Raw genomic sequence first — 16,316 nt, 5'->3', positions numbered from 1 at the left:
TTGCATAAAAAAAGCTGTTTGAAAATAGATGGTTTCAAACAGCCTTATAATTTATGTAATATAATTTACTTCTGTTTATTCTTGTTCATGTGCTTTTTACGTGCAATCATGGATTTGTAATAACGATATAAAAAGTCGTAACATACCATTTCATGAATACGGTTTTTAGACTTGAACAAGCGATTCATCAACATGTGCAAATAACTTCCCATCAAATCGTTGAGAGGCATCATGAGTGTTTCCTCTTCTTTGTGTTTGATGATAGCAGCTGCCGTTTCTGCAATGCCTTCTTCTTTTTCTTGTAGTACGTCTAAAATTGGGGAATAATCGGGGTTTTCCTCAGCGGTAAACACCATAAATTCTTCAATTTTTTTACGCTCGGCTCTAAATTTGTCGTCCAATTGCTTCTTTAACGGTCGCGCCATGCCAAATTCGTTTCCGAATCCTGTTTTTAAGCGATCCATAATTTCTAGCTTTTCATCGTCTGTATAGCCGTAACTTGACAAATGTGAGTCCATCGCTCGCAATGAAAACAACCAACGCAGTTCTTCGCCTTCGTCACCTTCAATCATGTCCACAAAGTCCACAATCATTTTACTATCGTGATAAAATAACGTTTCCGCTAATTCCATCGTATTTGCGCCGTAGCGTTCTATTTCGCGCTGATAGGTGTCAATTTGAATTTTATAAATCAAATCCTGATCAATAAATTCTTTAAATTTTGGGTACAATCCGTTGATAATCATACCCACATTTTCTGGTTTTGTATAGTGAAAACGCACGCGTACATGATGTTTCGGGTCGGCGTAGCGAATAAAAAACCATTTATCTATAATTCCGTGTGCGATTAATTGCTCTGCAACAGGCTTGATAATTTCCGTTAACACAGCATCACAGGTTTTTGGGCCTGTATAAATTTTATAATACAGCCAACTGTCTCCTAGGATAAAATTTCTTTGTATTTCGTTACTCATTGCTCTGCTTGCTTTGTGTTAATTTTTGTTCGTTATAAAATGAAATTACGACTTGGTTGGTGTAATATTCATTTCCTTCTTTTACAACTCCGCGTTCGCTAAACAGGAACTCGGTTAGTTTGAATGAACCTCGTTTACTTACGGTATCTAATAACATGCGTACCGAAGTAAGATTTCCAAAGTTTACAAGCAATTCATTATCACCATCGGCAAGCATGACGTATTGCGGAATTTTTAAACTATCGCGCAAGGTTTGTATGGCTTCCGTGAGTTTGTCGTTGTCGTCCATATTTTTTAATAATGGCTCTATGTGACTTTTCTTTAAGTTCCAAGTGGCATCATGCAGAATTAAATTTTTGTATTCTACACGTGGCAAAAAGGCAAATTCATTGGCAAAAGGTCCCAAACCGAAACCAACTCCACTGCGAATTCCTTGCGTTTGCATATCCGCTAAAAAGTGATAGATTGGTAAGGAATTATGCGAATAGTTATGTGCATTTGTTAAATGTGGCACGACTTCTTTGTTGTTTTTTTTGGAGCGAAGCAACACTTTACTCATTCCTTTTACCGACACCATTAAATCGTCAATTGGCAATTGATCTTCTTCGTCTTTAATCGATTTAGCTAAGTATGGAATTTCATGTTTACGCAAATCAGGGCGCATTAAAATGTTTCCAACTCTCGATTCTGGTAAATGCACAATTTCTGCTAAGATTTTATCTTTGTTCATCTCCGCTTCCATATCGACCATTTCTTGTGTGTACGCGAATAATTCTTCATCACCATGACAAAAACGTCCAAGCAAGTTGGCTGCACTCGATCCGCCACCGCCGCTGAATTTGATTTTGTGTTCCCCGTTGGCATCTTCCAAAATTTCAATCATGCACGATAATGTGTCTGGCAAATCGTTCCAGTTTAGGTCGTATTGCTCAAAATCTTTATCGTCGATTGTAATCACGTAATCGTCGTTTTTAAAGGCTTCAATCAGTTTGTTTTGAAAGTAACCATTTAATGAAGACCAACGAACTTCCATCATTGGGTTTTTAGCTTGTCTGCCTGGAATGACAATATTATCCACCAACGGATTTACGTCTCCAGCACCTTGATCTTGCTTGTAACCAATTCCGATTTCCACGTCAAGTGCCGTAGATAATGGTACTTCGCGTTCTTCGAAACGCTCGTGAAAGGCATCTCTAAATTTGGTAAGCGTGGTGGTATTTTGTGGAAACGTCATGCGATTTAGCAAGGCAAATCCTTTTTGAATGTCTTCTACAATAGCACTATCGAGCGTATTTTTGGTGTTTTGCAATACCATGTCCGTTTGAAACATAAACTTCAATTCAAAGTCTGTGTCCAATTGTTGCAAAAACTCGCTCAAATCTAAGTATACTTGCGGATTGTTTCCGATAGATTGGTCAATTTTGTTGATTTTGCTATCAGCTTCTTTCAGCGCAGCCAAAATACCTTCAACACCTTCCAAACGCTCTAATACAGAGCAGATTTGCTCTAAGAATTCAGGTCCAGAAACCGAAGGTTCTAGTTCGCTAATCAGTAACTGACTCGATACTAATTCTTCTATAAATTCTGTAGATTCTTCAATCGTGATTTCATCATCTACTAACAAAGCTGCCAATTCAGACAATAATGCTCCATGTGACGCTTTTTCTAGCACAACTGCCAAATATTCGGTATCATCAACCGCTACAATATGGTGGTGACGTCTACTGTTAAAATATTTGTATTCGATATAGCGCAATTGCGGTCCAGCCTTGTAGATACTAGAGTTTGGATAGAAACGCAATTGCTCTCTAATTCGTTTATTGCGTACCAAATCTTGCGAAAGCGCTACCAAATAGTTCATGTCCAAACGCGTATGACGCTTGTTTTGCGCCGAACCTTTGAGTTGAATGTCCGTTTCTTCGCCAAATTCACCTACCGAACATCCTGCAAAGAGTCCAAAAGGCGTACAACGGGAAGACATTCTAGAGATATATTTTAAGATGGAATATTTTAGTTTTTCCTCTTTTTTAGGATCATCTTTTTCGCCTTCAAGCCAACGATTCATTTCTTCAAATAATGATGGCGAGGCTAAAAATAAAGCTTCTCTCACGACAGGATTTTCACAAACCGTTTTAAAATCTTCATCGGAGATTTCTTGGTTTTTGGTCAAATCTTGATAGGAACTGAATGAGAAAAGCGGTGTTCGTAATATGTATTTTGAAAAATTCTTATATGGATTATTACTCATCTGTTGTTAGCTTATCATTAAACATTCATCCCAATTGGTGTTGTAGTCTGCCAAATAATCGAGAATGGTCAATCCGATTCCAGCAATACCTTCTAAGACCGATACTTCTGGCGCCCAGCTTTTGTCAACACCTTTCCATTGCATGTAACCTGCATAACCGTCTTCAAAAGTTGCTCTGTTGATTCCGTCTTGCATCCAAAATTCAAACGCATCTTTAAAGTCTTGGTCGCCCGTTTCTTTATACATTCTGTAGAACATTTGTGCATTTCCATACGAGCCGTGACACACACCTGCATCGCGCACCAAACTGTCTTCTACTTTGGTTCTTTTAGCAGCATGTTTTAAGACTTCTAACGCCGTTTTTCCGAGTGCTTCGTCATTGAGTGTTTTGGAAGCATACCAAAAACGCATCGCCACACCCAAGTCACCATAACACCAAGCCAAGCGACTTTGTGAGTTTTGGTCTTCTTTGTTGTCGGTTACCCAACTTGGGAAGATAGAAAACGGATTTTCTTCTTCGCTTTTAAAGCTTAGAATATAGTTGACAGCTCCTTTGAGCATTGGTTCCGCTTTTTCTTTAAAAGCGTCGTGTTCGTGGAGTTTTGTTAAGATTCCGACAATGCTCGACATTCCGTGTGATAGGCTAAGATTGTAACCTCTTTCTTTGGTTTCAATACTCAACTCAGATTCCCAGCGAACTTTTCCGTCGCCTGCATCTTCTGATAAGCCTTCGAGCAAGTCTAAAAATTCAATTAAAAAACCTTTGTACTTTTCTTTCAATTCGTCCGATTTGGTGTTTCGGTAGCGATTTAAGAAGTAAAAGGCATATCCGATAGCGCCGTGAAGAAAGTCGTAGTTTCCATTCTTCATATCGGTCACCATAAAGGTGTAAATGTATTGGTCGAGTTCAGGCAATAAATCGTCATTATCGGCATCCATGAACTCTTCTTGTTCTAAGTGGTCCAATACCCAGCCAGCACCTGCAATTCCGGTACAGAATGTAGGATAACTGTAGCCTTCATTAATTTTATCGATACAATCGGTTAGCATTTCTACGCCGATGTCAGCGTGGTCATCAATATCCAAATATTTAGAATAGTAAAACTCAAATAAAGAGATTCCTGCTAATCCTGCTAGGACTCCAATTTGAGTTTCTTCTTTGTATTTTGATTGAATGATTTGGTCAATTTCTTTTAACTTTTTTTCTAATAGTTCCTTATTCATAATTTTTCAAATAGTTCAAGTTTTGGTCTACTTCAAATTAAAGACTTTTTTTATTCGATTACAAGAATAAGCAACAGGAATCACCCAGAAAATTGGAAATATGTTATCGAAATTTATAAAAAAGAGGAAGATGAATGTGTTATTCTAATTTTTTTAGCAATTCTTTCGCTTTTTCATAATTGTAGTTGCCAGTATCTTGCACTAAAGTTTGCAAAACTTTCTTCGCTGTTTCCGCATTGTTTTGTTTTAAATAGACAAGTGCCGTGTACCAATACGCTTTGTGATTGTCGAGTGTGTTGCTATTGCGCAATTCGTCAAAAGTTTGAATAGCTTCGTGATAGTTTTGTAGTTCTAAATAGCAAATTCCGATATACAACTGCACTTTTGGGTCGTAGGTTGTATCTTTTGCCGTTTCCATAAAAATGTGCAATGCTTCTTGATAGTTTCCGTCTTGGAACAACGCTTGTGCTTTCACGCGATTATCGTCCGTAACTCCTTTTTCTACAAAAGAAGGTAGCGTGCTCCAATCGTGGTATTGCTCAAAAGCTTCACTCGCAGTAATAGATTGCATAAAAGTGAAATAAAACAACGTCATTACAGCGGCAATCGCAACCGCAGAAGAAATGATGTAAAAGTATGATTTGTTCCTTTTTTTAGGAAATGCTGTGTTTTTTTGCTGTTGGATGCTGCGTATTTTTTGTGATAATGCCACAACATCATCTGCGCGAAATTCATTAGCAAGCGCTTTAATTTCTTCGGCAGAAGCATTACTCTTTATATTCCACGTATCTTCATTATACACACTTTCAAGTGATGTTAATGTGTCCACAAATGCAGCGAGTTCGGTGTCGTTTTTCAATACTTCTTCAAAGGCAGTTCTTTCAGCGTCGCTCATTTGATTGTCAATATACAAGCCTATTTTCTCGTAAGTGCTGTCATCAAAACTCATAGGTTCTTTATTTTGGAAAACGTTTGGTCTTCCTGTATTAGCTTTGTTAATTTAGTTTTGCATTTAAAAACACGTTGTCGGGCAACCACTTTAGATGCGTATGAAAATGTTTTTACAATATCGTCATACGAAGTGCCATTGAACAAAAGTGTCAATACTTTTCTACAATTTTCAGAGAGTAGTTGAAACTTTTTTATGTACAATTCCCATTGTTCCTGTTCTAATAATGCAAACGCATTTTCGGTTTCTGTATCTTCAAGTTCAATAACGTTGGAATTTGTTACCCGTTTTTTATTTAATTCTCGTCGCCAAAGATTTTTGCAGGTAGTAAAAAGATACGCTTCGAAAGAAGATTTTATGGTTAACTCTCTATTTTTGAGACGAATGTATAATTGAATCAATGCGTTGTGAAAAACATCTTCTGCATCAGACACCACTCCTTTATTTTGCAAAACAAATATCTTCACCTTTACAAAAAAGCAGTCATATATTTCTTCCAATACAGTTTGTTCTCCGGTACGCAGACCTTCAATAAAATAAGCATCATTTGACATAAAACAGGGATCACTATATAGCTGTTCTAAAAATAATGAAATAAATCGGGTAACAAAACTTCTTGCTTGTAACTATCTAATGAATCGATTCATTCTATAGGTGGAATCCGAAAAACCTTAAAAAATAGAGTAGGAAATAACGGTTTAATCAACATATTTTGAACATGAAAAAAAGTATACACCTTACGGCAATTATGTTGCTATTAATGTCTTTTAGCTTGCAAGCGCAAAAAGCAGAAGATAGTAACAAAATATCAATAAATGACCAGTTTGTAATCTCGTTACAAGAAAAAAGTATCGATCAAGTATTAGATCATTATGAAATAGATTTTTCTGAATTCAATTTTACATCCGAAAAAGATATGAAACAATTTTGCGCGTTTTCTTCTGGCGGCTTCCATAAGTTTAAAGCAAATTTTGATGCCAAAATCATAGAAGTTCACTTTGACAAAGAAATGCTTGAAAAAAGCAATATGACCATTGCTAGTTTGAATCAATATTTAGTTGATGTATCAAGAAAATTAAAAAACACATACAATGCTATAAAATCTGAGTAATTATGAAAAAACAAGGAAAATTTCTTGATAAACTAATCAAATATGTAGGTTTGAATAATAGAAATATGAGACAGATGTTGTGTGTGATAACTTTTTTAATCACAACAAATAGTTTTGCACAAGCTCCAGGTTGTCCCAATGTAAATGCTGGTGATGATGTTGAGATATCTTGTGATGAAGATTGTACAAATTTGTCAGCAACATTTTTGCAAACAGGAGAAACAACTAGTTACTCAGTTACACCTATACCTTTTAGTCCCCCATTTCCAGCTACCGGAGGAAATCCTGTTTCTGTTAATATGGATGATAGATGGTCTAATGCAATTGATTTACCATTTAATTTTTGTTTTTATGGACAAAATTATACACAAATGCTTGTAGGTTCAAATGGTGTAGTGACGTTTGATTTAAGCAGCAATAGTCCAGGAGGACTCTGTCAATGGTCATTTACGGATACATTGCCTAGCCCTAATTTATTTTCAGCCACTATTTTTGGGCCATATATGGACATTGATCCTTCTGTAGAAGGTTCAGGAATCATTAACTGGACAGTATTTGGAACTGCTCCATGTCGAACAATGGTTGTAAATTATAACAACATTCCATACTATAGTTCAGAATGTAATCAATATACAATGACAACTCAAATTGTGATGTATGAAACTACGAATGTAGTAGAGATTTATTTGACAGATAGAACGAATGAATGTACAACTTGGAATAATGGAAATGCTGTCTTAGGAATTCAAAATCAAGGAGGAACGCAGGCAACGGTTGCTCCAGGAAGAAATACAGGAAACTGGGTTGCGTCTAGTGAAGCATGGCGTTTTACTCCAAATGGAGCTTCAAATGTACAATTCACTTGGTTAAATAGTCTGGGGCAATCTATTGGAAACTCACCAAATATCACAGTTTGTCCAGAAGAAGGCGAAACTACCTATACAGCTAGAGCTGTTTATACAAATTGCGACGGAAATGCAATTACTGTATCCGATACGGTAACGGTAAAAAATGCAACAGGAGATTCTGTAGATTTTCATTTAGAAGATGTAAATCAAGTAGAGCAAACTGAGTTCAATTTATGTGAAGATGTGTTTTTAGACGGAAGCGCAACCCTTAATACAGGAAGTTATTATTTAGACATTTGGAGAGTAAATGCAGATAACTCACTTAGCTGGTTGTCGGCGCAAGATCCAAGTCCTGGATTGTCAAGTGGGTGGAGAACAGGAAGTCCAGTAAATATCAATATTACGGAACGGTTTGTAAATGATATGAATAATCCAGTAACATTTCAAGCAGGTGTTACTTACGAAGTAAAATTAGCCATAAACGATCCAGAATGTGGATGGGTTTCTGAAGTAAGAAGATTTACCTATCTAGAAGGTGAAATGTCATCAAACTTTACTATAGTTAATTATTATTGCCATGATGGAGTTTACGATGTCACTGTAACTGCAGAAGATATAGATCCGAGTCAATGGTGGGGACTCTATGAAACAAGTGTGGAAGGCTCTACAAGTGATGCAAACACCATATTTCCTCTTATTGAAACGCAATTGGGAATCACTACGGCAACATTTACAAATTTAGATCCTTATAAATTCTATTACATCAAGCATGGAGTATGGACGGCAAATTGTCCTTGGCAAGAAACAAGAAAACCATTGGATCGTGATTGTTGCAATGATAATCCTTACATAGAGCCATATTGGGAATTCTGCGCTTCAGAAAATGTATGTGAGTTAAATTCATGGCCAATAAGAGTTTTAGATGCTCAAGGGAATCATGTGCAATTATCTGATGGAGTAACTTTTTCATGGTCAAGCTCTTCTGGTGATACCAGTTCTAGTGATGTAGTATATGCAGAACCTTTTGAAGAATGGGAACTAACAGTTACCTATCCAGATGGATGCATCTACAGAATGACATACAAGCAAATATGTTGTGAAGAAGATATTCATATAGAAATAGATGAATGTCCAAATGATGAACTTATAGCTAACTTACAATCAAATATAAAAGCTAAGAACGCAAGTACACCAAATGAAAACTACGAAAAATACTTGGAGTTAATCGATGCGTACAATGAAAATATTGATAAAAACCAAAAAGAAGATTGTGATCCTTGTGAAATAGGTTTAGTAGTCTTACGAGTGGTTGATGGACAAGGTAATTTAGTTACAGATTTTGAAAGTATCGTTTGGGGAGATGGATTGGCAACGGATGAAAATATCCGATTAGGAACTGTTAATACAACATATACTGTAACCGTAGTTCAAAAAGTAAATGAAGGAATGGACGAATGTGTATATACCGATACATTTATATATGAATGTCCTGAACCTTGTGGAGCAACTACAGGCTTACGTTATGATTGTAGATCAAGTATATTAAGTTGGAATGCCATAGCTGATGTAAGTAATTACATCGTTGAAGTCACTTGGGACGATCCAAGATGTTGTAGATCGGACGGAGGATCAGGACCAAATTACTGGAATGTTTCAGGAACTTCTTTCCAATTGCCATATATCAATCTCTCAGGATGCTTTAGTTGGAGAATCGGTACAGTTTGTCCAGAAGAAGGAGTGATATGGACAGATTATGCATGTAGCGACTGTATATCATTCCCAACAGAACCAACACCGTCAGACACGAAAACATCGGCTAAGATTTCACCAAATCCAAACGACGGTCATATGAATATCGAAATTTCAGGAGCAGATAAAACGAATTTCACACTCAATGTGTACCGTTTTGACGGAATGCTTATCAAGACTTTCGATAAAAATCGTATAGAAAATAACAAAACAATTTTAACGTGGAATGGTAAATCTGTACTAACACCGGGGATGTATTTCTTCGTGATTACTACAGACACTGAAACCATCACCAAAAAAGTTGTTATCAAATAACAGTAATAATGCAAGAGAATTCCAGTCAATTTCGATTGACTGGAATTTTTATCATACCTAAACCAATCATTATTATTTATCTTACTGCTAATTTAAACTATAAAGAAATATGAAAAAAGTAACAGTATATTGTTTTGCTTTGCTTTTGATGACTCTTGTAAGTTGTCAAAAAGAAACCCTGAACAGTGAAGAAACTGATAGTGCAAAAGAACCAGCAATCACACAAAAAAACGGTGCTTCAAACACAACCGATAGTGACGGAAACGAGCTTATTATCTTATATCCCGATGGAACTACCGAAGCAGAAAAAATCTTAAAAAGAGCTGAATACCAAGTAGTTGATTATAAAAAATGTGAATGTGCCGATCCTAATTTAGAACTTTGGATTTTCGAAAAAGACGATACTTCCGATTCAGGAAGCGATATTGAAGACAAAAAAGTAACCGCAAAAGCCGATGAAGAAATAGAAGGTGCCGAATACAATCCAAACATTAAAATACAAGAAGACCAATTTATCGATTTTGCAGGCATAGGAAGTGTTAGCGATGGCATCCTCAAACGTGTAGCTGTCAATCAAGGCGTGACGGTTGCCGTACTAGATACAGGTATTATGTACGACTATCCTGATTTTGTCAGTCCATTTTTATACAACAGTTCAGCAAATGGTTGTTCCGAAAATGGCTTTCAAGAAGAGTTTGGCTGGAATTTCGTCGATCAAAACAACAATCCGTATGATGACCACTATGGAAGACACGGTACGATTGTCACCAAACTTATCACTTCTAAACTTGATGCGGCAAGTGTTAGCTATCAAATTTTGCCTGTTAAAGTAGCCAATCGCCATGGAAATATTAGTTATTTTGATGCTTTATGTGGTTTTCAATATGCTGCCAACAAAGGTGATGTGGATGTAATTAATATGAGTTTTGGCTGGACGTATCAACAACGCGAATTATTGCAATACTTCATTGAAGAAGCAAACGATATTTTAGTAGTAACTTCCGCAGGAAATACAGGACAAAATAACGACGTAGTACCGCATTTTCCATCATCTTATGAATCTGATAATGTAGTAGCTGTAGCAGCTTTATCTGCGCTCAATTCGCAAGGAAACAATGCAGATATTTATACACACGTAGGAATGACAGGCTTTAATGGCGGAACTGGTGGAAACACTGCTTTGGCAGGATTTTCAAACAGAGGTGTCATTTCTGTAGACATTGCCGCACCAGGCGAATACTTGCCTTTTACGTACAATAATGAAGTGTTCTACATCAGCGGAACTTCCTATTCTGCAGCATTAACTTCTGGGTATGGAGGCGTTTTACATACCAATGGAATGACTGGACTAATGCTAAAAAACACCATCATTCAAAACTCCATTTACCATCCAGACTTGTCAGAAATCCAATATTCAAAACACATTCCAGATTAGCACATAGTTTAAATTAGGTTTAGGTAATCTTGCATTTAGACTATAAAAAAGAGGAGCCTCGTCAACTCCTCTTTTATTTAATTTTTTAACTTGTAAAAAAGCTTTATGGTTTTCTGCGTAAAGTAAAATTTTATGTACAGAAAACTTAAAAAATAAAGCACTTTTTCGTTGATTTTTACCCTTTTACTCGATAATCGAGATTTATAATGCTCCGACGCTTGCGTCGAAATGTTTTAATAGTTGCTACTGAATGCTTCGTGGGCTTGCCCCGAAGTAGTTGACCTAAAAAATGAATGTTTTTGTTCATGACTATAGCGCGTATGAAGTTTGCTAAATTTTATAGTCTGTCTTTATTTCTAACTTTTTTTTGTGTGATGAACGCACAGCAAAAAGACCTCGTTGATGTGTACCATCAAGAAGTTGCAAAAAGAGACCTATCGCATCAACAAAAAGAACAATTGCTAGATAGTTTATTACAACAAAAAGACTTTGTGATTGATTCCCTTCAATTGATAAAAACCTATCGCAGCATCATCCAAGAAATGCGCTTTTCAAATCTTAAAAAGTCCATTCAACTAACAGAAAAAGTAACGGAAATTGCCAAACTATCCAAGAATCTACAAACGGAAGATGTGCAGAAAAACCATCGCAATAAAATTATGTTCTTGTACAGAGATCAGCAATTTTATAGAGCTATCAAAGAAGTGGAAATTTACTTAGAAAGATATCCTGAAAAAGATTGGCAACGTGGAAAAGTGTATCGTCAATTAGGAAATATATACAGTGATTTAGGAGATTACGAACAAGCGTTTCAAAATTATGACAAATCCATCTTTATTTTAAAATCGTTCAACAGTGATGCCGATTTGCTACTCACCTACATTTCCAAACTAGAAACTTTAGTCAATTTGTATGATGAAAGCTATTCTGACGAAATTTTATACTTAGAAAAAGCGATTGAAGCACTCAAAAAAACAGAAAACCTAAGTTATGGAAACGAATTTGCGTTGAGTTTAAACTTAGGTGTTTTTTATGATTATCGGAAGGAATACAATACCGCAATTTCTAAATACAAAAATGCGTATGTGCTCAGTAAAGAAAATAAGGATACATTGGCTATGGCAGGAAGCATGCTGAATTTGAGCAGTATTCACAAAAACAATGGCAACATACAAGAAAGCAAAGCCTATATTCAAGAAGCTTCAAAATATATTGATGATGACGATGCGTTAAATGCAGTTATGGCGAACAATTTAGCGGATATTTACCAGCTAGAAAACAACCACCAACAAGCACTTATTCAGTACCAAAAAGCCATCACACAAGCATTAAAAATTGAAACGTTAGACTATCAAACATTGCCCAATTTTGAAGCGATTGAATATTCACCCAACAAACTGGATATTTTAGGATATTTAATCGACAAAGCCAATGGCTGGATTGCTTTTTATGAATCTGAAAATAATACTACATACCTTCAATACGCACTAGAAACATTTACATTGGCAGACAAGTTAATTGATGTTATTTATGTGGAAAGTCGCGAAGACTTATCAAAATTATTTTGGCGAAAAAAAAGTGCGACATTCTATCCAAAAGCAGTAGAAGTATGCTACCGTTTGCAACAACCTGAAAAAGCGTTCTTCTTCATGGAAAAAAACAAAGCCATGCTATTGCTCGAAAACATGACTGATGCGACTGCCAAACGCCTTTCCAAATTACCAGAAAATGTACTGATTCGTGAGCAAAACCTCATCAAGGAAATCAAAACGCTTGAATCGGAAATACAGGCTACACCTCACACAAATAGTACACAAATAGAAGCGTTAAAAAACAGTGTGTTCAATTACAAAAATGAATACAACACTTTTATAGATTCGCTCGAAACGAACTATCCAAAATATTATACATACAAAAAAAACATCAACATTATTGCGCTTTCCGAAGTGCAGCAAAATTTACAAAACGACGAACTCATTTTGCAATACATTATTGGGAAAGAAAATGGTTTTGTTACGCTCATTACAGCGAAAAAGATTCAATTGCAACAACTGCCTAAAACAGAAGTCTTACAAAATCTCATCAATTCCTATAAAAATGCGGTTTCCAAACCGTTTGTTAGCACGGATGATAAAAAAGAGTACGAAAAAGTAGCGCAACAACTGTATCAACAACTCATTCCGTTTGCACAAGAAAAGAGTATTGAAAACAAAAAAATTACCATCATTGCTGACGGAATGTTGCAATACATTCCTTTTGAAGCGTTGCTAACTGATAGGAAAGAATATCTAATTGAAAAAGCGCAAATTCAGTACAATTATTCCTTGTCTTCCGCAGCGCAGTCACGACAAAATGATACTGAAATTCACAAAAACTTTATTGCAATAGCACCCACAACTTTCAAAAATGAGCAATTTAGTACGTTGGCAACAAGTTCTGAAGAACTCAAAAAACTAACTAATATTTTTGATGCAACTCATTTTCAGTACGAAAAAGCGAGCAAAGCGCAATTCACATCGGCGTATGGCAACTACAAAATCATACACTTATCCACACACGGCGGTATCGACAATACGGTTCCTTGGGTGGCTTTTTATGACGAAAAACTAACGCTTGATGAATTGTATTTCACTAAAAACCGCGCAGATTTGGTCGTGTTAAGTGCGTGTAAAACCTCGGATGGAGAACTCAAAAAAGGAGAAGGTGTGATGAGTTTGGCAAGAGGATTTTTCAATGCAGGTGCCAAAAGTGTCGTTTCTTCGTTGTGGGATATCAACGAAAAAGCAAGTACGGAAATCATTCAAGAATTCTATAAAAATATGGTGGCTGGCGATACAAAATCGGAAGCTTTACAAAAAGCAAAAATTGCCTATATCCAAAATCATAAAAATACCAGCGAAGCATCGCCGTATTATTGGAGTGCGTTGACGCTTACGGGCGATGAAACTCCCATTGAAATCTCCCAAAACTCGTATTGGTATTATCTTTTAGGCGGAATAGTTCTCTCAGGAATGATTGTGTTTATTCGATTCAAAAGAAGGGATAAAAAAAGCGCTTAAATCTACACTAGAAATTAAAAGATTGAAGGATTTAAAAATTGAAAGATTAAACTTCAACAACTTACACCAATTCTCTTTGCAAATTCGTAATCATTTCAGAAACCATCGCTTTCATATCAAACGTATGCGACCAATTCCAATCGGTAGTTGCGGTAGTATCGTCAATGCTTTCTGGCCACGAATCGGCAATCTTTTGTCTAGAATCTGGTGCGTACGCAATGGTAAAATTTGGAATAAACTCTTGAATGGCTTCTGCCAATTCTTTTGGCGTAAAACTCAACGCAGCAATATTATACGAAGAACGAACTTTAACGCTTTCCGCATCTGCATTCATAATGTCAATAGTAGCGCGAACGGCATCGTCCATAAACATCATAGGAAGCGAAGTATCTTCACGCAAAAAACAAGTATACGAACCTTTTTGAACGGCTTCATGAAAAATTTCAACAGCGTAATCAGTCGTGCCACCACCAGGATTTGCCTTCCAGCTAATCAATCCAGGATAGCGAATGCTACGCACATCTACACCGTGATTTTTATGGTAATATTCACACCAACGTTCGCCAGCTAGTTTGCTAATGCCATATACGGTAGAAGGCTCCATAATGGTATGTTGAGGTGTGTTTTTCTTTGGAGAATTTTCACCAAAAACCGCAATGGAACTTGGCCAAAATACTTTTTGAATGACTTTTTCCTTTGCCAAATTCAACACATGAAACAACGAATTCATGTTCAAGTCCCAAGCAAAATCAGGTTGTTTTTCAGCAGTGGCAGACAATAAAGCTGCCATCAAATACACATCGGTAATTGCATACTTTTCCACACACGCTTTAATTGCATCTTTATCGCGTGCATCCAACACTTCAAATGCTCCTTGGTTAAAAACTTCGTTATCGCTTTTTCGAATATCCGAAGCCACGACATTTGAAAAACCATACGTTTTTCGCAACGCAGTTGTCAACTCTGTACCAATCTGCCCGCAGGCACCAATAATTAAAACTTTTGTGCTCATCCAAAAAATGCTGATAGGAAGACAAATATAAAGAATTCTAATACGTGTAAATGTGAAAAATTAAAGAAAAGCACCAAAATTTTGATAAATTCATAAAATACAATGGCTTAGCATGGTAAACTTTGTTAAAAATACATACAGACTTAAAAAACTGCCTATATTTGTTTCTTGTTGTCACAAAAATTGACAGGCTTGAAATTCATGAAGAAAACCATACTATCTGTTCTCATTGGTGTTACTCTTTTTGCTTGTATGAAAGAGGAAGAAGCGACGCGTACTGCCCAAACGCAAAGTCAAGAAGAATATTTGGAAAAAAATAAATTAAATATTCCCGCAAAGGACCAATTAAAAACCATCACGCCTAGTCAAAAAAAACTCGTGCAAGATTGGCTAGAGTTTACTGCGATTCATGAAAACATGAAGCTCATCAACGGAAGTACACGTTTCTCTATTATTGAAGATTTAGGGCAACTTGCGTCGAATATTGAAACGCTTCAAACTAAAAAATTCCCTGAAGGATTCGACGTCATGCAAATTCGCAGTCGCTTGTTAGTGCTTAAAACTAAAGCACTCAAATTACAAGACGATGCTACTGACGACAGTGTTACCAACGAAACTATTGAAAAAGAAATCGTAGAAATGAACAAAGCGTTTGCAGCGATTTTATATCAAATAGAGCAAACCACCGCGCGCGACATGAAGCCTGAAGAAATACTTGGCGATGTATATAAAACCGCCGATAGTATTGCTGCTGCCGAAAAAGTAAAACTTGAAAAAGAAAATAAACCAACACCAAAGGCAACCAAAGAAGAAGTACCCAAAAAGCCTTTTCAAGAAGTAGACCCAGAAAACCAATAAACGTTGAAAAAACTAGTCCTATTTATCGTTTTAGTGGCATGTATTTCGTGTAATACGGAAAAAGCACGCCAAAAAGTAGAAGAATTTCGCATCGCGCAAAGCAAAACTGCTATCAATTCGGTGTTAGATGCTTGGCATAAAGCTGCGGCTGATGCAAAATTTGATGCGTACTTTTCCAAAATGACCGATGATGCCATTTTCATAGGAACAGATGCTACCGAAAACTGGAAAAATGCCGAATTTAAAGCCTTCTCAAAACCGTATTTTGACAAAGGAAAAGCTTGGAGTTTTACGGCGTTAGAGCGCAATGTTTTTGTGTCTGAATATGGCGATATCGCTTGGTTTGACGAATTGCTTGATACACAAATGGAATTGTGTAGAGGCTCTGGCGTTGTTAAAAAAGTAGGCGATGAGTGGAAAATTGCACATTATGTACTCTCTATTGCAGTTCCAAATGACAATGTAAAGGAAGTGGTGGCACTAAAAAAACAAAACGACTCCATTGTCAAATCGAAACTATAAAATGTCATAAAA

Annotated in this window: 12 protein-coding genes; 6 read left to right on the top strand and 6 right to left on the bottom strand. The window is 36.4% G+C overall.

The annotated features are described in order from the left end of the window. Positions 1-65: 65 nt before the first annotated feature. The 5 genes from C8N46_RS15145 to C8N46_RS15125 form a co-directional block, all read right to left on the bottom strand. A complete protein-coding gene (locus tag C8N46_RS15145; RefSeq protein WP_108115758.1) occupies positions 66-974 on the bottom strand; it encodes a thiopeptide-type bacteriocin biosynthesis protein in 909 nt (302 codons plus the stop codon). Next, a complete protein-coding gene (locus C8N46_RS15140; RefSeq protein WP_108115757.1) occupies positions 967-3,222 on the bottom strand; it encodes a lantibiotic dehydratase family protein in 2,256 nt (751 codons plus the stop codon). The genes C8N46_RS15145 and C8N46_RS15140 overlap by 8 nt, the downstream gene beginning before the upstream one ends. Before the next feature lie 6 nt (positions 3,223-3,228). Next, on the bottom strand, positions 3,229-4,446 hold the full coding sequence (locus C8N46_RS15135; protein ID WP_108115756.1) for a lanthionine synthetase C family protein: 1,218 nt from the start codon (positions 4,444-4,446) through the stop codon (positions 3,229-3,231). A 139-nt stretch (positions 4,447-4,585) separates the two neighbouring features. Beyond that, positions 4,586-5,395, bottom strand: coding sequence for a CDC27 family protein (locus tag C8N46_RS15130; RefSeq protein WP_108115755.1), 810 nt, complete (start codon positions 5,393-5,395; stop codon positions 4,586-4,588). Beyond that, on the bottom strand, positions 5,392-5,847 hold the full coding sequence (locus tag C8N46_RS15125) for an RNA polymerase sigma factor (RefSeq protein ID WP_245896879.1): 456 nt from the start codon (positions 5,845-5,847) through the stop codon (positions 5,392-5,394). The genes C8N46_RS15130 and C8N46_RS15125 overlap by 4 nt, the downstream gene beginning before the upstream one ends. Positions 5,848-6,113: 266 nt before the next feature. On the opposite strand from C8N46_RS15125, the gene C8N46_RS15120 reads away from it, so the two are divergent. The 4 genes from C8N46_RS15120 (at position 6,114) to C8N46_RS15105 (ending at position 13,912) form a co-directional block, all read left to right on the top strand. Next, positions 6,114-6,506, top strand: a complete 393-nt coding sequence (locus C8N46_RS15120) for a hypothetical protein (protein ID WP_146169839.1) — start codon at positions 6,114-6,116, stop codon at positions 6,504-6,506. A 2-nt stretch (positions 6,507-6,508) separates the two neighbouring features. Then, positions 6,509-9,418 carry a T9SS type A sorting domain-containing protein gene (locus tag C8N46_RS15115; protein ID WP_108115752.1) on the top strand — a complete coding sequence of 970 codons (2,910 nt, stop codon included), beginning with the start codon at positions 6,509-6,511 and terminating at the stop codon, positions 9,416-9,418. A gap of 109 nt (positions 9,419-9,527) precedes the next feature. Then, on the top strand, positions 9,528-10,853 hold the full coding sequence (locus C8N46_RS15110; RefSeq protein ID WP_108115751.1) for a S8 family serine peptidase: 1,326 nt from the start codon (positions 9,528-9,530) through the stop codon (positions 10,851-10,853). Between the two features lie 374 nt (positions 10,854-11,227). Continuing rightward, on the top strand, positions 11,228-13,912 hold the full coding sequence (locus C8N46_RS15105; protein ID WP_245896889.1) for a CHAT domain-containing protein: 2,685 nt from the start codon (positions 11,228-11,230) through the stop codon (positions 13,910-13,912). Positions 13,913-13,973: 61 nt separating this feature from the next. Here C8N46_RS15105 and C8N46_RS15100 read toward each other — a convergent pair whose 3' ends face one another. After that, positions 13,974-14,924 (bottom strand): NAD-dependent epimerase/dehydratase family protein, encoded by a 951-nt coding sequence (locus tag C8N46_RS15100; RefSeq protein WP_108115749.1) that lies wholly within the window; start codon positions 14,922-14,924, stop codon positions 13,974-13,976. A 201-nt stretch (positions 14,925-15,125) separates the two neighbouring features. Here C8N46_RS15100 and C8N46_RS15095 point away from each other — a divergent pair, with 201 nt between their 5' ends. Further along, positions 15,126-15,782: a hypothetical protein gene (locus tag C8N46_RS15095; protein ID WP_146169838.1), complete on the top strand. Its 657-nt coding sequence runs from the start codon at positions 15,126-15,128 to the stop codon at positions 15,780-15,782. A gap of 3 nt (positions 15,783-15,785) precedes the next feature. Next, positions 15,786-16,304: a nuclear transport factor 2 family protein gene (locus C8N46_RS15090; protein ID WP_108115747.1), complete on the top strand. Its 519-nt coding sequence runs from the start codon at positions 15,786-15,788 to the stop codon at positions 16,302-16,304. Positions 16,305-16,316 lie beyond the last annotated feature (12 nt).

The sequence above is a fragment of the Kordia periserrulae genome (genome assembly GCF_003054265.1).
In the GTDB taxonomy this organism is placed as follows: domain Bacteria; phylum Bacteroidota; class Bacteroidia; order Flavobacteriales; family Flavobacteriaceae; genus Kordia; species Kordia periserrulae.
The sequence above is the reverse complement of the archived record's forward strand: the minus strand, read 5'-3'. Positions and strand labels throughout refer to the sequence as shown.

Bases quoted from the DNA above. Each gene is read 5' to 3' on its own strand.
- C8N46_RS15135 (WP_108115756.1), bottom strand. From the start codon at position 4,446: ATGAATAAGGAACTATTAGAAAAAAAGTTAAAAGAAATTGACCAAATC.
- C8N46_RS15105 (WP_245896889.1), top strand. From the start codon at position 11,228: ATGAACGCACAGCAAAAAGACCTCGTTGATGTGTACCATCAAGAAGTT.
- C8N46_RS15130 (WP_108115755.1), bottom strand. From the start codon at position 5,395: ATGAGTTTTGATGACAGCACTTACGAGAAAATAGGCTTGTATATTGAC.
- C8N46_RS15145 (WP_108115758.1), bottom strand. From the start codon at position 974: ATGAGTAACGAAATACAAAGAAATTTTATCCTAGGAGACAGTTGGCTG.
- C8N46_RS15110 (WP_108115751.1), top strand. From the start codon at position 9,528: ATGAAAAAAGTAACAGTATATTGTTTTGCTTTGCTTTTGATGACTCTT.
- C8N46_RS15140 (WP_108115757.1), bottom strand. From the start codon at position 3,222: ATGAGTAATAATCCATATAAGAATTTTTCAAAATACATATTACGAACA.
- C8N46_RS15120 (WP_146169839.1), top strand. From the start codon at position 6,114: ATGAAAAAAAGTATACACCTTACGGCAATTATGTTGCTATTAATGTCT.
- C8N46_RS15100 (WP_108115749.1), bottom strand. From the start codon at position 14,924: ATGAGCACAAAAGTTTTAATTATTGGTGCCTGCGGGCAGATTGGTACA.
- C8N46_RS15095 (WP_146169838.1), top strand. From the start codon at position 15,126: ATGAAGAAAACCATACTATCTGTTCTCATTGGTGTTACTCTTTTTGCT.
- C8N46_RS15115 (WP_108115752.1), top strand. From the start codon at position 6,509: ATGAAAAAACAAGGAAAATTTCTTGATAAACTAATCAAATATGTAGGT.